17 protein-coding genes are annotated in these 19,924 nt (G+C 47.2%); 1 reads left to right on the top strand and 16 read right to left on the bottom strand.

The window, feature by feature from the left end; all coding sequences use genetic code 11:
* Positions 1-3 precede the first annotated feature (3 nt).
* From EJO50_RS03490 to EJO50_RS03415, 16 genes are all read right to left on the bottom strand, one after another.
* On the bottom strand, positions 4-918 hold the full coding sequence (locus EJO50_RS03490) for a glycosyltransferase family 2 protein (RefSeq protein WP_125971630.1): 915 nt from the start codon (positions 916-918) through the stop codon (positions 4-6).
* A gap of 752 nt (positions 919-1,670) precedes the next feature.
* Positions 1,671-2,489: a DMT family transporter gene (locus tag EJO50_RS03485; RefSeq protein ID WP_233702207.1), complete on the bottom strand. Its 819-nt coding sequence runs from the start codon at positions 2,487-2,489 to the stop codon at positions 1,671-1,673.
* Between the two features lie 262 nt (positions 2,490-2,751).
* Entirely contained in the window at positions 2,752-3,492 is a 741-nt protein-coding gene (locus EJO50_RS03480; RefSeq protein ID WP_125971627.1) for a substrate-binding periplasmic protein, read from the bottom strand.
* 62 nt (positions 3,493-3,554) lie between these two features.
* Positions 3,555-4,292 carry a substrate-binding periplasmic protein gene (locus tag EJO50_RS03475; RefSeq protein WP_125971625.1) on the bottom strand — a complete coding sequence of 246 codons (738 nt, stop codon included), beginning with the start codon at positions 4,290-4,292 and terminating at the stop codon, positions 3,555-3,557.
* 131 nt (positions 4,293-4,423) lie between these two features.
* Positions 4,424-5,308 (bottom strand): succinate--CoA ligase subunit alpha, encoded by an 885-nt coding sequence (sucD, locus tag EJO50_RS03470; RefSeq protein ID WP_099398215.1) that lies wholly within the window; start codon positions 5,306-5,308, stop codon positions 4,424-4,426.
* A 27-nt stretch (positions 5,309-5,335) separates the two neighbouring features.
* Entirely contained in the window at positions 5,336-6,505 is a 1,170-nt protein-coding gene (gene sucC, locus EJO50_RS03465; RefSeq protein ID WP_125971623.1) for an ADP-forming succinate--CoA ligase subunit beta, read from the bottom strand.
* Between the two features lie 211 nt (positions 6,506-6,716).
* Complete coding sequence (gene lpdA, locus EJO50_RS03460; RefSeq protein ID WP_125971621.1) at positions 6,717-8,153, bottom strand: dihydrolipoyl dehydrogenase; 1,437 nt, start codon at positions 8,151-8,153, stop codon at positions 6,717-6,719.
* Between the two features lie 128 nt (positions 8,154-8,281).
* On the bottom strand, positions 8,282-9,505 hold the full coding sequence (gene odhB, locus EJO50_RS03455) for a 2-oxoglutarate dehydrogenase complex dihydrolipoyllysine-residue succinyltransferase (RefSeq protein WP_125971619.1): 1,224 nt from the start codon (positions 9,503-9,505) through the stop codon (positions 8,282-8,284).
* A gap of 55 nt (positions 9,506-9,560) precedes the next feature.
* Entirely contained in the window at positions 9,561-12,374 is a 2,814-nt protein-coding gene (locus tag EJO50_RS03450) for a 2-oxoglutarate dehydrogenase E1 component (protein ID WP_125976255.1), read from the bottom strand.
* A 272-nt stretch (positions 12,375-12,646) separates the two neighbouring features.
* Positions 12,647-13,933, bottom strand: coding sequence for a citrate synthase (gene gltA / locus EJO50_RS03445; protein WP_125971618.1), 1,287 nt, complete (start codon positions 13,931-13,933; stop codon positions 12,647-12,649).
* Between the two features lie 26 nt (positions 13,934-13,959).
* Positions 13,960-14,214: an FAD assembly factor SdhE gene (locus EJO50_RS03440; protein WP_125971616.1), complete on the bottom strand. Its 255-nt coding sequence runs from the start codon at positions 14,212-14,214 to the stop codon at positions 13,960-13,962.
* A gap of 194 nt (positions 14,215-14,408) precedes the next feature.
* Positions 14,409-15,104: a succinate dehydrogenase iron-sulfur subunit gene (locus tag EJO50_RS03435; protein ID WP_308418415.1), complete on the bottom strand. Its 696-nt coding sequence runs from the start codon at positions 15,102-15,104 to the stop codon at positions 14,409-14,411.
* A 24-nt stretch (positions 15,105-15,128) separates the two neighbouring features.
* Entirely contained in the window at positions 15,129-16,892 is a 1,764-nt protein-coding gene (gene sdhA, locus EJO50_RS03430) for a succinate dehydrogenase flavoprotein subunit (RefSeq protein ID WP_125971613.1), read from the bottom strand.
* Positions 16,893-16,895: 3 nt separating this feature from the next.
* Positions 16,896-17,243, bottom strand: coding sequence for a succinate dehydrogenase, hydrophobic membrane anchor protein (gene sdhD / locus EJO50_RS03425; protein ID WP_125971611.1), 348 nt, complete (start codon positions 17,241-17,243; stop codon positions 16,896-16,898).
* The gene (gene sdhC / locus EJO50_RS03420; protein ID WP_125971609.1) at positions 17,237-17,611 is read right to left on the bottom strand and encodes a succinate dehydrogenase, cytochrome b556 subunit; all 375 of its coding nucleotides are present in this window, start codon (positions 17,609-17,611) and stop codon (positions 17,237-17,239) included. The genes sdhD and sdhC overlap by 7 nt, the downstream gene beginning before the upstream one ends.
* A 147-nt stretch (positions 17,612-17,758) precedes the next feature.
* A complete protein-coding gene (locus EJO50_RS03415) occupies positions 17,759-18,481 on the bottom strand; it encodes a GntR family transcriptional regulator (protein WP_164521420.1) in 723 nt (240 codons plus the stop codon).
* A 383-nt stretch (positions 18,482-18,864) separates the two neighbouring features.
* Here EJO50_RS03415 and EJO50_RS03410 point away from each other — a divergent pair, with 383 nt between their 5' ends.
* Entirely contained in the window at positions 18,865-19,845 is a 981-nt protein-coding gene (locus tag EJO50_RS03410) for a malate dehydrogenase (RefSeq protein ID WP_125971606.1), read from the top strand.
* The last annotated feature ends 79 nt before the right edge of the window (positions 19,846-19,924 follow it).

Genomic DNA, 19,924 nt, shown 5'->3' with positions numbered 1-19,924 from the left:
AGATCATTTCCAATAAGCCGCAAACATACCAAGATGGCGTTTTATATAGCGTGGTAAATATTTTTCCATATGCCCCAAACGATAGCCTGCCAGCTTACATACCACTCTGAGTAATACTTCAAGCTGACGCCATCGCTGCCCGGCGCGAGATAGAGTATCTAACTCTGATAGCAGAAAACGCCTCCCTTCACTACCCGCTTTCCCAAAATATTCACCGATCCACGCTTCGCGGCCATAAAATACCCCGATATCAAAATAACGGCGAAATTCTTGTAATAGGGTGTAACGATGCGAATGGTGAACCTCGGCAGAGGCTTCATAACGAATGCCCCAATTTTTCAAAAGCATTTTTCCCGCTACATAAGCGTCTTCCGTGCCAATCACATCCGGGGGAAAGCCGCCAATAGTATCCAGTGCAGCATTACGATAAGCCGCAAAGGAATCTGAGCTAAAACACGTTTTAATTCCTAATTCTGGAGCATCGCTCAAACGCTTTGTCCGGCTTTGCTTTGGATAATTAAAACTGCGTGAATGTGCTTCCAAAATATCAGCCCCCACATGGGGTAATTGGCGGCCATAGGCGACAGCAATTGATTCATCAACCAAAATTGCATCACGCAGATTTTGTAAGGCATACGGATTAGCCGGAATGGCATCCTGGGTCATATAAATAATAATATCAGACTTAAGCTGCTTACGCGCCCACTCACGCGTTCCCCCGTGATTGAACTGTTTTGCATCTATAGTTTTCACTTCAGCACCCGCTGCAGTGAATCGTGCAACCGTATCATCAGAAGATTCGCTATCAACTACAAGCCACTCATCTACTTTTAGCGTTTGCTTAGCCAATGCAGCTAATAAACCATCCAAATAAGGCCCAGCATTACGAACAGGTATAACAAGTGCGGTACTAACCATGAATTTATTCCAGCACATCAGGCAATTAAATTAGAACGATAGTATTTATTAAAAACCAATCAGGCAATCATCAATTAAAAATAAATAAGCAATTAATATTAAATTCTGTTGCGTTTTTAACAAAAACCAAAAAATCTTTAAATATTATAACCCGCGAATATAACAAGAAGCAGAGAAGCAAAAAAATAACAAATTACCCTATACACGAACATAAAATCCAAAATTGTACAAACAAAAATCATGCAATATTACAAACATAAAAATATCTAATACCAGTCAAAAAGAACCACTTAGCCAGCATACCGATATAAAACAAAAAACGAAATTAAAAAGAAAGTTTAAAGAAAGAAACCAAGAAAGAATTAAAGAAAAAGCATAAAATAAATGTGATGTAAGCCACATAAAAACACCAAAAACTCACATGAAGGGTCAAAAATCCACATAAACGATAATAACCACCAACAATAAATCAGAATTAACAAATACCAATTTTTACTTTAAAAAACAAAAACAAAAAGAAAAAACAAACTAAAAAACCAGATCAATATCACTAAAGAATCTATACTATACAGGAAAAACGCCACTCTTCCCCCAACCAATGACTCAAACCAGGAGGACCAAAGTGCTTCTTCACACCATAAACCTATGGCAAATTCGATCTCTGACAAACCTCAACACGGATCACAAGCAAACACAAGAAAAAAGCAAAAGCGTTAATCTGGCTCCGAGCCTTCGCCCCTTTAGCAAAGCTCCTATGTACGTTGTATTTTTTGTGTCAGTAACCCCAATAAAATAAATCCCAGGCCAAGCAAAGTGGATCTTTGAATTGTTTCTCCAACTAAAAACCAGATAAAAAATAAAGAAATAATCGGCGATAAAAAGATAAGATTTGCAATCCTGGCAGTACTTTTAGTTAATTTCATTGCAAACAGCCACAACACAAATGCAAACCCCATTTCAAATGCACCCACATAAATAGCCCCGGCAATCCCCTTCCAGCTGACACTAACTAACTCTCCATGAATAGCACACCATAAAAGTGAGAGTGGTAAAGAAAAAGCAAAATTCAACGTTAACCCCAAAACCGGCTCACGTGTATCTTTTGTATTCAATATCCAATAACTGGCCCATAAAAAAGTAGAAACTAGGGCCAGACCCAGACCATTTAAATTTGAAAAATTAAAATGCAATAAGTCTCCCCTGCTTGCAATCATCAGAACACCTAAATAGCAGAATAATGCGGCCCAAATATCATTTCTTTTCAAAGGCTGTTTTAATAATGGCACTGCTAGCAGGCTCATCATTAAAGCCCAGGTATAATTAATTGCCTGAGCCTCCTGCGCCGGCAATAAATCATAGGCTTCAAAGAGAATAAGATAATAAGCAAAGGGATTAATCGCACCAAATAATAAAGAGGCCTGCCAGTGGCTTTGAAAAGCAGGCAAGACTTCCTTAATACGTCCCTGATAAATCAAAATAGACAATAGCGCCAATAGTGATGCAACACTGGCATAAAGTAATAATTGGGCAGGACTTAAATGAGCCAGGCTTAATTTAAATGCAGTAGCCACCGTTGACCACGCCAAAACGGCAGCTAAGCCACAGACATAAGCACGTTGCTGTTGAGTCAAAACACGCTCTCCTTAATCAGAGTGCAAAGATTAACAATGATTTACCCCGGCTGGCTATTACATATTATTCTGTTGTATTTGTAGCAAGCAACAAACAACCCTGGTTATGTAAACAAGGCACAGGCCTGCGGTTAGGGAGAAAAGTTGAATCCAAAAATAAAAATGCATAACAAAAACAATAAAATCTTTGACTATACCAATTTTAATCCCCGAATTTTGACAAAGTGCCGCTGCTTTTAGCTTCTTTTATTGTTTTATTAAACTGAGTTAGAAATTGCTTCATACCCAGTGATTTATGAAAACCCAAATATACAGGATCATGAGCCAATGGCTTTGCTAAAATAACAAACTGATTCTGGTTCGCCAGCAGCTCCGGATTAACATTTAAAATCTGTAACAGCTCCCGACGTCCTCCGGCCATCACGATACAATCAATGCGCCCATATAATAATTTTTTAAACATCCCTGTAAATGAATAATTAAAGTCGGCGATAAAAAGCTCTTTGCCAAGCGCAATATCAAACTCTTTACCATAACTTACGCCATTGGTAATACCTACTCGTTTACCTTTTAAATCATTCACAGAATAAAAAGGAAACTCACTCCCTTTTTTAACAACCACCACAACAAGTGCATCATAAAACGACTCGGAATAATCAAATATGGATAAACGCTCCGCCGTTTTCGAAAGGCCAATGATGCCCCCCTGCCCCTTTAATGCCAAGCCATATGCCCGCCGCCAGGTGCTCATTTCCAGTTTTATTTTATTACCTGTGCGCTGCTCATGATATTTCAATAAATCGGAAGCCACACCGGATGCTAAACCATGCTGATCTTTGTAGGTAATAGGCCGGTATTCCTCATTAGCAAAAATAGTCAGCTCTGCACTATGGCAATTTGCAACCATAAAGATCAGATATATAAATAAAACGATATACTTCATATTGCATACCTCAAACACGTATTATGGCAAATTGCTGCACCTGATTTTATTCAAAAATATAATTATCGAGGAATCAACCCTTTTTGCTTTGCATCTTTAATTGCATGATTAAAACCGACAATATACGCCTTCATTTTCATTGATTTATGAAATGCCAAATAAACAGGATCACGAACAAGAGGCTTTCTCAGATAAACAAACTGATCACGTTTACTCAATAATTCAGGGTCTTTTTTTACAATTAAATCTATACCATTTTCTACATGACTTACTACAACACAATCAACAAGATCATAAAGTAATTTATTTAATTGCACATCGGCCGCATAGTTTATATCAACCTTAAATAGTTGAGCTGCCCGTGCAGTATCAAACTCAGCCCCATAACTGGCAGCATTGGTTACACTAATCAACTTTCCTTTTAAATCAGCCACAGAATTAAAAGAAAACTCCTTTCCTTTTTTTACCAGCAACCCAACAACTGAATCATAAAAAGGATCTGAATAATCAAAAATAGCTAATCGCGATTTTGTTTTAGATAAACCGATAATTCCCCCTTTTCCCTGTTCTGCCAGTAAATAAGCATGTTTCCAGGAAGCCATCTCCAATGTTACTTTATGACCACTTAATTGCTCATAGTGTTTAATCAATGTGTGGGCAATTCCATCAAACTGCCCCTGCTCATTACGAAAACTAATAGGCGGGTAATCATCACTGCCAAAAATAGTGATCTCTTCAGCCCAGAGTGCCGAGCAATAAAAAATAAACAAGAACGCAAACCCAGTAAATCTGGCACTCATCTTTTTTCCTTCATTACACCGGCTCAGCTACCAGATTAGCCTATTCAAAAGCCACTCGCTTTATCTTGATATCAATAAAAAACCCCCGGAATTTCTTCCGGGGGTTTTTATTAACTCAATTTAAAAAAGAGTTAAATCATGCCTTTGGATTTTAACAATTCAAGCATGGTTGAGCCCAATTCTGCCGGGCTGCGTGTGTAGGCAATGCCTGCACGCTCAAACGCTGCAAATTTTTCTTCTGCAGTGCCTTTACCACCAGAGATAATCGCACCAGCGTGGCCCATGCGTTTACCCTTAGGCGCGGTAACACCCGCGATATAACCCACAACTGGCTTAGTCACGTAGGACTGAGCAAATTCAGCCGCTTCTTCTTCAGCCGAGCCACCGATCTCACCGATCATAATGATCGCATCGGTATCAGGATCATCCTGGAATAAGCGCAGTGCGTCGATATGGCTGGTGCCCGGAATAGGGTCGCCACCGATACCGATACATGTAGACTGACCTAAGCCCAGCGCGGTGGTTTGCGCAACCGCTTCGTAAGTCAGAGTACCGGAGCGGCTTACAATACCGATACGGCCTGGCTGATGGATATGCCAAGGCATAATCCCGATCTTGCATTCGCCCGGAGTGATAATACCCGGGCAGTTAGGGCCGATCAGGCGGATACCCGCTTCATCCACCGCTTTTTTCACGTACAGCATATCCAGTGTTGGCACGCCTTCGGTGATACATACAATCAGCTGCACACCTGCATCAATCGCTTCCAGAATCGAATCTTTAGCAAACGGAGCTGGCACATAGATCACCGATGCGTCTGCTTGCGTTTCGCGCATCGCGTCTTTCATGGTGTTAAACACCGGCAGATCAAGGTGACGTGAGCCGCCCTTACCTGGTGTTACGCCGCCAACAACCTTAGTGCCACACTTCAATGCTTGTTCTGCGTGGAAAGTACCGTTTTTACCGGTGAAACCTTGCACCAATACTTTGGTGTCTTTATTGACTAAAACGCTCATTATTTTTTCCTTTCAGCGGATGTCGGATTAAAGCGCAGCAACAGCAGCGACAATTTTCTCGGCTGCGTCATTCAGGCCTTGAGCCGAAGTCAGCTTCAGACCGGATTCGTTCAGAATCTTAGCGCCCAATTCGGCGTTATTGCCTTCCAGACGAACCACAACCGGCACAGTCACATTCACTTCTTTCACTGCCGCAATAATCGCTTCAGCAATCATGTCGCAACGAACAATACCGCCGAAGATATTGATCAGAACACCCTTCACAGAATCATCAGCCAGAATCAGCTTGAAGGCTTCGATTACGCGATCTTTCGTTGCACCACCGCCCACATCCAGGAAGTTGGCTGGCTGGCCGCCTTTCAGCTTGATGATGTCCATGGTGGCCATTGCCAAGCCAGCGCCGTTTACCATACAACCGATATTGCCTTCCAGCGCAACGTAGTTCAGTTCGAACTCGGAAGCTTTTACTTCGCGCTCGTTTTCTTGCGATTTATCACGCTGAGCTAATAACTCTGGCAGGCGATACAGCGCATTTGAATCCAGACCAATCTTGGCATCCACGCAGCACAGCTCGCCGTTTTCACGCAGAGCCAGCGGATTGATTTCAAACAGTGCGAAATCATTGGCAATAAACGCTTCAGCGGCACCCAGCATCATTTTAGTAAAATGAGCCACTTGCTTGCCTTCCAGGCCCAGAGCAAACGCGCAGTCACGTGCCTGGAATGGCTGCATGCCAACCAATGGATCAACCGTTACTTTAATGATTTTTTCTGGTGTTTCTTCAGCGACTTTCTCGATCTCAACACCGCCTTCGGTAGAAACCATAAATACCACGCGCTGGCTGGAGCGATCTACCACTGCGCCAAGATACAACTCGCGCTGAACCGGGTACATATCTTCACAAACCAGTACCGAATGCACAGGCTGACCTGCTGCGTCGGTCTGATAAGTAACCAGATTCTTGCCAATCAGGCCTTTAGCAATTTCAGCGGCTTCTTCGCGGGATTTAACCACTTTAACACCACCCGCTTTACCACGGCCACCAGCGTGAACCTGCGCTTTCACTACCGCAAATTTACCACCCAGTGCGTCATAGGCAGCAGCAGCTTCTTCCGGAGTGTGCGCCAGAATACCGCGTTGTACTGGAAGACCGTATTTAGCCAATAGTTCCTTGGCTTGATATTCATGAAGATTCATCTGAGACCCTTTTAAGGAAAGAGGACATGCAAATTGGCCGCATATCGTGAAACACATTGAGTGATGAAAACAATCTAAAACTTCTGTAGACACAGAGTAAGAAGAGAGCACACATAAAAAAACAGAATTGCTTGTGTCTAGCTTGCCGCTTTCTCAGTGAGCTCTGTGTTTTCTTGGTTTTCTCTGTGTCTACAGGTTTTTTTATACCTTTTTAGCTATGCAAACCACGCTTATCGCAAGCTAAAGCCGCTTCGTGCAAGGCTTCAGACAAGGACGGATGAGCGTGCACAATACGGGCAATATCTTCTGACGAGGCGTTAAACTCCATCGCTACCACCGCTTCAGCAATCAGCTCTGAAGCAAATGGGCCAACGATATGCACACCTAAAATACGATCAGTTGTCTTATCTGCCAGCATTTTAACAAAACCCTTACCCTCACCCAGCGCTAAAGCACGGCCATTGGCGGAGAACAAGAATTGACCTTTCTTGTATTCAACGCCCGCTGCTTTGAGCTGCTCTTCGGTTTTACCCACCCACGCAATTTCCGGGCTGGTGTAAATCACCCAAGGGATGTTGTTAAAGTCAATATGCGGATGCTGGCCAGCGATACGCTCAGCCACGGCCACACCTTCATCCGATGCTTTATGCGCCAGCATCGGGCCACGCACTACATCACCAATCGCCCAGACGTTTGGAAGATTGCTCTGGCAATCGTCGTTCACCTCAATCTGGCCGCGCTCGGTAAGCGCGAGGCCAACAGCCTCCGCATTCAGGCCAGCTGTATTTGGTACACGGCCAATCGCCACTACCAGCTTATCAAATACGCTGACTTGCTCTGCACCTGCTGTATCGGTCCAGTGCACAGTGACGTCTTTTTTACCGGCCTTAATTTCACCGATTTTAACGCCGGTATTGATCACGAGGCCGGTTTCTTTAGTCAGGAATTTTTTGGCTTCGCGGGCCACTTGCTCGTCCGCTGCGCCCAGGAAAGCTGGCATCGCTTCCAGCACCGTCACTTCACTACCCAGACGCTTCCAGACTGAGCCCATTTCTAAGCCGATCACGCCAGCGCCAATGACGCCCAAGCGTTTTGGAACGCTTGGAATCGCCAGCGCGCCTTCGTTATCCAACACCAGATGGTTATCGATGGTTACCCCTGGCAATTGGCGAACGCTAGAGCCAGTCGCAATAATCACGTGCTTGGCAGTGATTTCTTCAATCGTACCGTCAGCCAGTTTGGCTTCCAGCAGATACGCATCGCCCGCTTTGGCTTTAAACGCGCCCACGCCATGGAAAGACGTAACTTTGTTCTTTTTAAAGAGATAAGCAATGCCGCCGGTGTTTTTGGTAATAATCTCTTGTTTGCGCGCCAGCATCTTGGACACGTCCATTTTCAGCGTGCCGGTAGAGATACCATGGTCGCCAAAATGATGCGCTGCATTAAAGTAGTTTTCTGACGATTGCAACAGTGCTTTGGAAGGGATACAACCCACATTCAGACATGTACCGCCCAGGCTGGCCTTACCGTCTTTGTCTGAGGTGGCATCAATACAAGCCGTGTTAAAACCCAGCTGTGAGGCGCGAATCGCCGCCACATAGCCACCAGGGCCACCGCCGATTACAACAACGTCAAATTCTTTGCTCATGGTTTGGAAACCTTTGAGAAAGAGCAAGGGCGTGATCAACGCCCCGACTCTGTGATTCAATATTTAGCGCTATGCCATGGCGAGTTACGCGATAAAGGCACTAACCCGCCCGACACAATTCACATTAATTAGATATCAAGCAGCAGACGCGCTGGATCTTCGATCACTTCTTTGATAGCAACCAGCGACAACACCGCTTCACGACCGTCAATAATGCGGTGATCGTAAGACTGGGCCAGATACATCATCGGGCGAATCACCATTTCACCATTTTCAACCACAACACGGTCTTTCGTAGCGTGCATGCCGAGAATGGCAGATTGTGGCGGGTTGATAATCGGTGTCGACATCATTGAGCCGAAAGTGCCGCCGTTAGAGATGGTGTAAGTACCACCGGTTAACTCTTCAATACCCAGCTTGCCAGCTTGCGCACGCTTACCAAAGTCCGCAATGGTTTTTTCAATTTCAGCCAGGCTCAGCTGATCTGCATTACGAATCACCGGCACCACTAAACCACGCGGGCTGCCTACGGCTACGCCAATATCAAAATAACCGTGGTAAACAATATCGTTGCCGTCAACCGATGCATTTAGGATCGGATATTTTTTAAGCGCATGCACTGCCGCTTTAACAAAAAAGCCCATAAAACCCAGCTTCACCTCATGGTCTTTTTCGAATTTATCTTTGTACTTATTACGCAGATCCATCAACGGCTTCATATTGATTTCGTTGAAAGTGGTCAGAATTGCGTTAGTTTGTTGCGATTCAAGTAAACGCTCGGCCACACGTGCACGTAAGCGGCTCATCGGTACGCGTTGCTCGGTGCGATCACCCTGTGGCAAGGTAGCAGCGGCAGGTGCAGGTGCTGCGGCAGGTTTAGCTAAATGATTCTGCACATCTTCTTTTAACACACGGCCACCGCGGCCTGTGCCGCCAATGTCGCCAGTATTCACGCCAGCATCTGCAGCGAGCTTTTTAGCAGCTGGCATTACTGCTGTGCCAAAACCGATTGCCCCGGCAGAAACACCCGCTTCTTTGGCGGCGGTTTCAACACGAACTTGTTGTTCGGTTTTCGCAATTTCAGGCACAACATTCACCGGAGCGGCAACCACAGCCTCTGTATCGATCGTTGCAATCAATTGCAAGCTGCCTACGGTAGCGCCTTCTTGCTGCACAATCGAAACCAAAATGCCGGCTTGCGGAGCTGTAATTTCCAGCACCACTTTGTCGGTTTCGATATCGATCAGCTGCTCATCGCGGGCAACAGCTTCACCTACTTTTTTCTTCCACTGTAAAAGCGAAGCTTCAGAAACGGATTCAGGTAATTGTGGTACTAAAATTTCGATAATCATTTTTCACTCCAAGCGAATCTGGCGAGTCAGCGGCACGCCTGGTGCCGCCTCTGGTTTACAGTGTCATTGCTTCTTCAACGAAGGATTTAAGCTGTGCGGTGTGCTTGCTCATATAGCCCACGGCTGGCGACGCCGACGAGGTACGGCCTGCATAGAGCAGGGTTTGCTTAGGATGCATGCACGCTTCCAGACGGTGGCGAATCTGGTGCCATGCGCCTTGGTTACGTGGCTCTTCCTGTACCCACATCACTTCACGCGCATTCGGGTATTTCTCGATTTCAGCTTTTAACTCTTCTGTTGGGAATGGATAAAGCTGCTCGACCCGTACAATCGCAATATCTTTGATATCGCCCTCCGAACGGCCAGCCAGCAGATCGTAATAAACCTGACCGGCACACATCACGACGCGCTTCACTTTTTTCGCGTCCAGATTACCCTGATCGCCAATCACAGGACGAAATTCACCTTTGGTGAAATCGTCAATCGGGCTGGATGCCATTTTCGCTTTCAGAAGCTTTTTGCTCATGATGATAATCAGCGGTTTACGGCTTGGGCGCAGCATCTGACGGCGCAGCGCATGGAACATTTGCGCGGCTTCAGACATCATCAGCACCTGCACATTGTGCTCTGCGCACAGTTGCAGATAGCGCTCAACGCGGGCAGATGAATGCTCCGGGCCCTGGCCATCGTAGCCGTGAGGCAACATCATAGTCAGGCCACACAGACGGCCCCATTTGGTTTCGCCCGAGGTAATAAACTGATCGATCACCACCTGCGCGCCGTTTGCAAAATCACCAAACTGCGCTTCCCAGATAGTCAGCTCATCCGGAGCAGAACACGCATAGCCGTATTCAAACGCCAGCACTGCTTCTTCATTCAGAATCGAATCAATCACAGTAAAATTGGCTTGCTTTTCGGCCAGATGCTGCAATGGAATATGAACGCCCTGATCCCATTTTTCACGATTCTGATCGTGTAATACCGCATGGCGGTGATTAAACGTGCCGCGGCCACAGTCTTCACCCGAAATACGTACGGCGTAGCCTTCGGTTAGCAAGGTGGCATAAGCCAGATGTTCGGCCATACCAAAATCAACCGCCTGCTCGCCATTGACCATGGCAATTCGCTCCTTAATGATTTTGTCTACATTAGAGCGCAGCTTGAAATCATCAGGCACTTTGGTAAATTTTTCGGTTAGGCGGATTAAATCCGCCTGAGGCACAGCCGTAGTAACCGGGTGACGCCAGTGCACACCCATATAGCGCGAGAAATCAATCGCATGCGAGCGTTTGTAATCGGTCAGTGTGGTTTGTTCTACGTGCTCGCCACGATCCAGAGCCGCGCGATATTCCTGGATCAGGTTATCGGCTTCATCGCTCGTTACCACTCCTTCGGCAATCAAACGATCAGCGTATTTTTTACGCGCTCCCGGGTGCTGGCTAATTTTTTTGTACATCATCGGTTGGGTCACAAACGGATCATCCGCTTCGTTGTGGCCAAACTTACGGAAGCACACCAGATCAACCACCACATCACGGTGGAACTTCATACGAAATTCCAGTGCCGCCTGCATAACCAGAATTACGCTTTCGGGATCATCACCATTCACATGGAAGATCGGCGCTTCAACCATCTTGGCAATATCGGTGCAGTAGATAGTCGAGCGGGTATCACGGGTATCCGATGTAGTGAAACCTACCTGGTTATTCACCACCAGATGCACCGTTCCACCTGTGCCATAGCCACGGGTATTAGCCAGATTAAACGTACCCTGGTTGGTCCCCAGACCGATAAAAGCAGAATCACCGTGAATCAATACCGGCAATACTTGCTCGCCCCGCGTATCGCCACGACGCTGCTGACGTGCGCGTACCGAGCCTTCAACCACAGGGTTGACGATTTCAAGGTGAGACGGGTTAAATGCCAGACTGAGGTGAATCGGGCCGCCCGGTGTCGGGACATCAGCCGAGAAACCCATATGGTATTTCACATCACCTGAAGACAGATCGCTGACCGAGCGGCCTTCGAATTCGCTGAATAGATCACGCGGCTGCTTGCCCAGTGTATTGACCAGCACATTCAAACGGCCACGGTGAGCCATCCCGATAATCAGCTCCTGCACACCCACCACACCTGAACTCTGGATTAAAAAATCCAGCGCCGGGATCATGGAGTCGCCGCCTTCCAGCGAGAAACGCTTCTGGCCAACGTATTTTTTATGCAGGTATTGTTCGAGGGTTTCTGCCGCAGTCACTTTTTGCAGTGTGCGTTTTTTCTGCTCAGCACCATAAGATGATGTTGAGCGGCGGGATTCAAACCATTGCTGCACCCACTTGCGCTGCTCCGCATTAGTGATGTGCATATATTCCAGACCAATATTGCCGCAGTAAGTTTGTTTTAAGAAACTAATCACTTCGGCAAGGGTGGCGCGTTCCATCCCTGCAATATTGGTACCAAACGTGGTTGCCATATCGGCATCGGTAAAACCATGGTGCTTTGCATCCAGCTCAGGCAAACGTGCCTGATCCATACGCTGCAAAGGATCGAGATTTGCCTGACGCGAACCCATAATGCGGTAAGCAGAGATTAAACGCAGCAGATTAACCTGCTTGCGTGTAGCCTCTTCGTCAACTGCGCCACCTTGCTGTATATAGCGGGGTTTGCGAGTCAGCTGGCGGAAGGATTCTTCAATCGGCGCTCGTGGAATATCACGATCAACCACACCCGGGCTTTGCTGCATCTTATCGAAGTAGGAGCGCCATTCCTGATCAACCAGCTGCGGGTCACTCAGGTACAGCTCATAAAGCTCCTCAACGAAAGGAGCATTCCCGCCAAAAAGGTGGGAATTAGACCTCAACTCTCTCATCATCGCCGTCATCAAATCCAGTAATTTAGCAGGCTTAACACCATGCAAGACCGCCGCCCCTTAGTGAAACGGCTCAAAACCAATCCATCTGCAGGGTGAGCAAAATATTTTTCTTGCCCACCTTTCAAACAAATCACAAACATAACAAGAAACCCAAGGGCAAGGCATCCGCAAGGGAAGCCTTTGGCCACCATCTCGAAAAACCGGAATTTACTTTTGTAAATGAGGATTTTGAGAGATTTTTTAACGCCGCCACAGGGGTTCGCAGTAGTTTGTTAACCGCGCTGATCTGCAGGTACGTAATCACGTTTGGTCGCACCGGTGTATTGCTGACGCGGGCGGCCAATTTTCATACCCGGATCAGCAATCATTTCATTCCAGTGGCTGATCCAGCCCACCGTGCGTGCCAGTGCAAAAATAACAGTAAACATCGGGACAGGAATACCCAGGGCAGACTGAACAATCCCTGAATAGAAATCGACATTCGGATACAGCTTACGTTCAATAAAGTAGCTGTCTTCCAGCGCAATTCTTTCCAGCTCCATTGCCAGTTTGAATTTAGGATCATTCTGCAGACCCAGCTCATTCAATACTTCATAGCAAATACGGCGCATTACGCTGGCACGCGGATCCATATTTTTATAAACACGGTGACCAAAGCCCATCAGCTTATGCGTCTTGGCTTTCACGCCTTCCATAAAGGCCGGCACTTTATCAACCGAGCCAATTTCATCCAGCATCAGCAACACGGCTTCGTTGGCACCACCATGCGACGGGCCCCACAGGCAGGCAATACCTGCTGCGATACACGCAAACGGATTCGCACCGGACGAGCCAGCCAGACGAACTGTTGATGTGGAAGCGTTTTGCTCATGATCTGCATGCAGAGTAAAAATCACGTCTAAAGCACGAACCAACACTGGATTGGGCACATACGGCTCGCACGGGGTCGAGAACATCATGTGCATAAAGTTCGCGGTGTAGCTCAAATCATTACGCGGGTAAACAAATGGCAGGCCCTGGTTATAGCGGTAACACATTGCAGCGATGGTCGGGATCTTGGAAATCAGGCGGAACATCGCTACTTTGCGGTGCTCTTCATTATTGATGTCCAGGCTGTCCTGGTAGAATGCGGATAATGCACCGACCACACCCACCATCATCGCCATCGGATGTGCGTCGCGGCGAAAGCCATTAAAAAAACGGGTTAGCTGCTCATGAACCATCGTATGGCTCATCACAGTTCTATTGAACTCGGCACTTTGCTGCGCAGTCGGTAGCTCACCGTTAATCAGCAAATAACACACTTCCAGATAATCACTTTGTTCAGCAAGCTGCTCTATCGGATAACCACGATAGTAAAGCTGGCCCAAATCACCATCGATATAAGTAATTTTGGACTCGCAGCTAGACGTTGCCAAAAAACCAGGATCAAAAGTAAACATACCGGTCTTGGAGAATGAGCGGATATCCACCACATCCGGCCCAAGTGTGCTCGGCAAAACTGGCAACTCTAGCGAATCCTTGCCTTCGTTGTAAGTCAGTGTAACTTTCTTTTCCATAATCAAGTAGCTCCTGGGTTTTCGGTTTATACCGCTTGTCGTTGTGCGCTTCGTACTTGTTCCAGTATCGGTCTGAGCCGCTCGTCCGGACATTCTGTTTTACAATTTAGGTAATCAAGCAGATCGTTATCAGACAGTAAAAGAAGATCCTGAAAAAGAGTCAAATCTGCCCTGGATAAAGTCGGAAGCACCTTGTTTACAAATTTTTCCAACTGTAAATCGACTTCTAAAAGGCCCCGGCGAGAGCGCCAGACTATTCGTTTTAATTCAATTTCATCCATCCAGGCATTCCTTACCATCTATTGCGATCAAGCATCAAAATACTGATAACAACACAAAACTTCTGCAGACACAGAGACAAAAAAGAACACAGAGCACACTAAGAAATACAAAACTTTCAATCAAAAGACAAAACCCTCGCCTTTTTTTCTCTGTGTTCTCTGTGTCTAAGACCTTTATGTTTTTTTACCGCTGTCTAGCTCATGCGCTTAATCATTAAATCTTTGATCTTGCCAATGGCTTTGGTTGGGTTGAGTTCCTTAGGGCAAACATCAACACAGTTCATAATGCTGTGGCAGCGGAACAAACGATAAGGATCTTCCAGATTATCCAGACGTTCGTTGGTTTTTTCATCGCGGGTATCCGCAATAAAGCGGTAAGCTGCCAGCAAACCTGCCGGTCCTACAAATTTATCCGGATTCCACCAAAATGACGGACAAGATGTAGAGCAGCAAGCACACAGTATGCATTCGTACAAACCATCCAGCTCTTTACGATCTTCCGGCGACTGCAGACGTTCGCGATCAGGCGGTGGATTATCGTTTTGCACATAAGGCTTGATCGAATGATACTGCTTAAAAAACTGAGTCATATCAACGATTAAGTCACGAATAACCGGCAAACCTGGCAGCGGACGAATTTCAACGGGTTGCTTTAAGCTGGCAATGTCGGTAATACAAGCCAGACCATTTTTACCATTGATATTCATTGCATCTGAACCGCAAATTCCTTCACGGCAAGAGCGTCGAAAGCTCAAAGTATCATCTTGTGCTTTAAGGCGAACCAGACCATCAAGCAATTTTTTATCGGATGGCTCGAGTTCAACATGGTAATCCTGCATGTACGGCTTAGCGTCCACATCAGGGTTGTAGCGATAGAGCTTGAAGTGCATCTTCATCGGTTTTTCTCCTGATGCTTAATAAACGCGTTTCTGCGGTTCGATATAATCAACCGTCAGTGGCTTGGTATGCACCGGTTTGTAAGACAGCGTGCGTGTTTTGCCATCAAACATCGTGTGTTTCATCCACTCATCATGACGATCCGGGAAATCATCGTGCGCATGCGCTCCACGACTTTCCTTACGGGCTTCGGCACAAATCAGGGTTGCCACCGCCACTTCGATCAGATTATCCAGCTCCAGCGCCTCAACGCGTGCAGTGTTAAATACCTTGGATTTATCTTTAATCTGGGTGCGTTTTACACGCTCGGCCACTTCTTTAATCTCGGTCACGCCTTTGGCGAGGTTTTCCGAGTTGCGAAATACACCGGCACGCAGTTGCACCACTTTTTGCATGGCATTGCGTACGTCTGCTACTTCTTCGCCACCCGTCTGGTTTTCTAAGCGAGCCAAACGAGCCAGAGAGAACTCAGCAGCGTTCGCTGGCAATGGGCGTAATTCTGGGCGCTCGTTCTTAATGAAATCAATAATCGAATTACCAGCAGCTTTACCAAACACCACCAGATCCAGCAGTGAATTGGTACCTAAGCGGTTTGCGCCATGCACCGAAGCGCATGCACATTCACCCGCTGCGTAGAAGCCTTTCACGCGCACTTCTGGATCGTCACCAATTGGCGCAACCACTTCACCCTTGTAGTTGGTCGGAATGCCACCCATCTGATAGTGGCAAGTTGGCACGACCGGGATCGGATCCTGAATCGGATCAACACCGGCAAATTTAATGGCAATTTCACGAATACCCGGCAGGCGCTGCTTGATGATGTCCGGACCTAAATGATCCAGCTTCAGTAATACATGGTCTTTTTCTTTACCACAGCCACGGCCTTCCAGAATTTCCAGCGCCATTGCCCGGGAAACCACGTCACGGGACGCCAGATCTTTGGCATTTGGCGCGTAGCGTTCCATAAAGCGCTCGCCTTCGGAATTGAGCAAGATGCCTCCTTCGCCGCGCACACCTTCAGTAATCAATACACCGGCACCAGCCACACCAGTCGGGTGAAATTGCCAGAATTCCATATCTTCAAGTGGAATGCCTGCGCGCACGGTCATGCCGAGGCCATCGCCGGTATTAATAAAGGCATTAGTAGAAGCTGAGAAAATACGCCCCGCACCACCGGTGGCAAACAACACGGCTTTAGCATGGATAATCGACACTTCGCCGGTTTCCATTTCCAGCGCCGTCACACCGACCACTTCACCCGCTTCATCACGAATCAGATCCAGCGCCATCCATTCCACAAAGAACTGGGTATTGGCGCGCACATTGCGCTGATAAAGCGTGTGCAGCATGGCGTGACCGGTACGATCGGCGGCGGCACAGGCGCGTTGCACCGGTGTCTTACCAAAATCAGCCATATGGCCGCCAAATGGACGCTGATAGATCTTGCCATTTTCCAAGCGATCAAACGGCATACCAAAGTGCTCAAGCTCCACCACAACTTCTGGCGCCTGACGGCACATAAACTCAATCGCGTCTTGATCCCCAAGCCAGTCCGACCCTTTTACAGTGTCGTACATATGCCATTCCCACTTGTCTTCCTGAACATTACCAAGGGACGCAGAAATGCCGCCCTGCGCCGCAACAGTGTGCGAGCGGGTTGGAAATACTTTAGATAACACAGCAGTCTTCAAGCCCGCTTCAGAGAGCTGCAAGGCCGCGCGAAGACCGGCACCACCTGCGCCGACAATGACGGCATCGAATTTACGGATAGGAACGGTCATCGCTTATGCACCCCACACAACTTTAATCATATAAACCAAGCTACCTGCCAGCCATAACAGCGAGAGCACGTGCATCGTTAAACGCAAACCTACATGCTGGAAGTAATCCATCCAGATATCACGCACACCCACCCACGCATGCCAAAGCAAGGCAAACAGGCTGATGGTGGTGATCACTTTGACCCAGGTGCAGGCAAAGAGCTGGCGCCATGCCTCAAAGGAAGCTCCGTCTGCAAGCAATAAAAACGCCACCACACCCAGGGTGTAAACCAGCATAATCACGGCGGTAACACGCTGAATCAGCCAGTCTTTCAGGCCATAATGCGCACCGACCACTTGACGATTTACCATACCAGTACTCCAATCAGGACGGTCAGAACCAGACTAACCACCAGCACAATTTTGGCAGTAAGACGTGCCGTTTTGAGCTCCAGCCCCTTATGAATATCCAGAAGCAGAAAACGCACACCTGCACAGACGTGATGCAAGAAAGCCCACAAAATGCCCAGTAACGCAATTTTTACAAGAGGATTTGAAATACAGGATCTGAATGTATCAAAACGCTCGGCAGAAGATAATGATCCTTCCAGAGCATAAAGCATGAAGGGAATCGCCAGGAACATCAGCGCGCCACCGACGCGATGAAGAATGGAGATAATCCCTGGTAAAGGAAGACGAATCTTCGCGATCTCCAGGTGCTTGGGGCGTGTTTTTTGCATGCGCACTTCCTCTTTAAGTTTTACTTCTGCCAATGTGCACGAGCTGTTTTTTTAAACTGTCCAGCACCACCGACATGCCTTTTACTACCAACCAAACCTAACTACAAATTTTCATTTATCGCCTACTCAGAATGCAAATTGCACAATCTAAGCTTGCTCAGGCGGAGCCTGAAATGCCAATTGCTCGGATCTGAACCAGGCCACACTCCAGACCTGTGGCTTGCCATCAAAATCTCTTGCTAAGCGCACAAGCTGAAGCAAGGGCTCATGCACTTCAACTTGCAACAATCTGGCTTCGGTACTGGCTGCGGGCACGGCACGATAGCGGACTTCACCATCTTTTAAGCGCATCCCAAAATCACGCCAGCACAATTCACGCAAATTGCCCCGCAACTCCCGGATCCTGCGCATTTCCAGATCTGGGAAATTTGCCTCGGGTAAAAACATTTCTTCCAGGCCAATCACTGCACCGGCCACCCACAGCAAACGACGCACCTGCCACAGCGCGGCACCTCGCCGAAGACCCAGAATATCCGCCAATTGCTCACCGGCATGAATCCGCACACAGCCGAGCATTTCGATCTTTGGTTTCTCGCCACCATAACCGGACAAAGGCATAAACATTGCCCGCGCCAGAAAATCACTGGCATCCGAAACAAAAGTACCTACACCCTGGCGGCGATATAACACCCCTTCGAGCACAAGCACATCAAGAGCCTTTCTAACTGTGCCCTGGCTTACACCAAAACGATGTGCTAAATCATTTTCACTAGGCAAACTTTCATCTGCATTCCACTCGCCAGCATCCACTGCCGTAGTAACTTCACGAATAACCTGACGATATAAAGGAACAGCTGCAAGTTTGCTCATTGAGAATAGTTTGCTTTTTATCATGTTGTAGCAACATAGTCTACTACAGTCTTATATAAGACAAAAGATACACAACAATATATTTCATCTGCAGGTAAAACGCGCGCCAAGCGCAGATGCGCGTGATAAACTTTCTCAGCTTGGCTTGTAGAGTAGCTGGCACACACTTTAAACCGTTAAAAAATAAGCATGCAGGGTGTACTGCAACACCACTTCATAACAAAGCGGGGTACCCACATTTGCTCTACAAATAATGTAGATAAGTGCATCAGATAAACCGATTCAATTTCTAATGTATTTGCAAACAAGTGTTACCTGCTGCAGTTGAAGTGCAAACGCTCAGACCCCGGCATCGTTCACACACCAATATCGGAGTGATCCTCATGAAGACCCCTATTCGCGTTGCCGTTACCGGCGCTGCCGGCCAGATTGGTTATAGCCTTTTATTTCGTATTGCATCAGGCGCGATGCTTGGCGCAGATCAACCGGTGATCCTGCAATTACTTGATATCACCCCTTCCCTGCCTGCACTCAACGGCGTAGTCATGGAGCTTGATGACTGTGCATTCCCGCTATTGCAGGGCATTGTGCAAAGTGATGACCCTAAAGTAGCATTCAAAGATGCAGACATCGCCCTACTGGTAGGTGCACGTCCACGTGGGCCGGGCATGGAGCGCAAAGACTTGCTTGAAGCCAACGGTGCGATCTTTACTGCGCAAGGTAAAGCACTGAATGAAGTGGCATCACGTGACGTGAAAGTGCTGGTAGTGGGTAATCCAGCCAATACCAATGCTTACATTGCAATGAAAAACGCTCCGGATTTAAACCCGGCCAACTTTACTGCCATGATGCGTCTGGATCACAACCGTGCCCTGACACAAATCGCACAGAAAACATCTTCAGCTGTAACCGATGTAAACAAGATGATCATCTGGGGCAATCACTCCGCAACTCAATACCCGGATCTGTTCCATGCAACGGTAAAAGGCCAAAGCGCTTCTGCCCTGATCAACGATCAGAAATGGCTGGAAGCCGACTTTATCCCTACTGTTCAGCAACGTGGTGCCGCCATTATCAAGGCACGCGGCTTGTCTTCTGCCGCTTCTGCAGCTAATGCTGCAATTGACCACATCCGTAACTGGGTACTGGGCACTACAGATGGTGACTGGGTCACCATGGGCGTTCCGGCCAATGGCGAATATGGCTATAGCGATTTGATTTTTGGCTACCCTGTCACTTGTAAAGATGGCAAGTACACCATCGTTGAAGGCCTGCAAATCAGCGACTTCAGCCGCAGCCGCATGGATGCCAGCGCAAAAGAGTTGTCTGAAGAGCGTGATGCAGTAAAGCACCTGCTCGGCTGATCAAATCCGGCTAAAACCAAGCAAGCCCTGTTGTATATAAAACACACAACATAAAAAAAGGCGAACCTTTAAGGTTCGC

It is taken from the genome of Iodobacter ciconiae (assembly GCF_003952345.1).
GTDB lineage: Bacteria > Pseudomonadota > Gammaproteobacteria > Burkholderiales > Chitinibacteraceae > Iodobacter > Iodobacter ciconiae.
This window is presented reverse-complemented; position numbering and strand designations above follow the sequence as displayed.

Excerpts from the sequence above, each read along its gene's own strand:
- sucC (WP_125971623.1), bottom strand. The coding sequence starts at position 6,505 with ATGAATCTTCATGAATATCAAGCCAAGGAACTATTGGCTAAATACGGT.
- EJO50_RS03490 (WP_125971630.1), bottom strand. The coding sequence starts at position 918 with ATGGTTAGTACCGCACTTGTTATACCTGTTCGTAATGCTGGGCCTTAT.
- EJO50_RS03450 (WP_125976255.1), bottom strand. The coding sequence starts at position 12,374 with ATGATGAGAGAGTTGAGGTCTAATTCCCACCTTTTTGGCGGGAATGCT.
- sdhC (WP_125971609.1), bottom strand. The coding sequence starts at position 17,611 with ATGCAAAAAACACGCCCCAAGCACCTGGAGATCGCGAAGATTCGTCTT.
- gltA (WP_125971618.1), bottom strand. The coding sequence starts at position 13,933 with ATGGAAAAGAAAGTTACACTGACTTACAACGAAGGCAAGGATTCGCTA.
- sdhA (WP_125971613.1), bottom strand. The coding sequence starts at position 16,892 with ATGACCGTTCCTATCCGTAAATTCGATGCCGTCATTGTCGGCGCAGGT.
- EJO50_RS03480 (WP_125971627.1), bottom strand. The coding sequence starts at position 3,492 with ATGAAGTATATCGTTTTATTTATATATCTGATCTTTATGGTTGCAAAT.
- EJO50_RS03410 (WP_125971606.1), top strand. The coding sequence starts at position 18,865 with ATGAAGACCCCTATTCGCGTTGCCGTTACCGGCGCTGCCGGCCAGATT.
- EJO50_RS03435 (WP_308418415.1), bottom strand. The coding sequence starts at position 15,104 with ATGCACTTCAAGCTCTATCGCTACAACCCTGATGTGGACGCTAAGCCG.
- lpdA (WP_125971621.1), bottom strand. The coding sequence starts at position 8,153 with ATGAGCAAAGAATTTGACGTTGTTGTAATCGGCGGTGGCCCTGGTGGC.
- EJO50_RS03440 (WP_125971616.1), bottom strand. The coding sequence starts at position 14,214 with ATGGATGAAATTGAATTAAAACGAATAGTCTGGCGCTCTCGCCGGGGC.
- EJO50_RS03475 (WP_125971625.1), bottom strand. The coding sequence starts at position 4,292 with ATGAGTGCCAGATTTACTGGGTTTGCGTTCTTGTTTATTTTTTATTGC.
- sucD (WP_099398215.1), bottom strand. The coding sequence starts at position 5,308 with ATGAGCGTTTTAGTCAATAAAGACACCAAAGTATTGGTGCAAGGTTTC.
- odhB (WP_125971619.1), bottom strand. The coding sequence starts at position 9,505 with ATGATTATCGAAATTTTAGTACCACAATTACCTGAATCCGTTTCTGAA.
- sdhD (WP_125971611.1), bottom strand. The coding sequence starts at position 17,243 with ATGGTAAATCGTCAAGTGGTCGGTGCGCATTATGGCCTGAAAGACTGG.
- EJO50_RS03415 (WP_164521420.1), bottom strand. The coding sequence starts at position 18,481 with ATGAGCAAACTTGCAGCTGTTCCTTTATATCGTCAGGTTATTCGTGAA.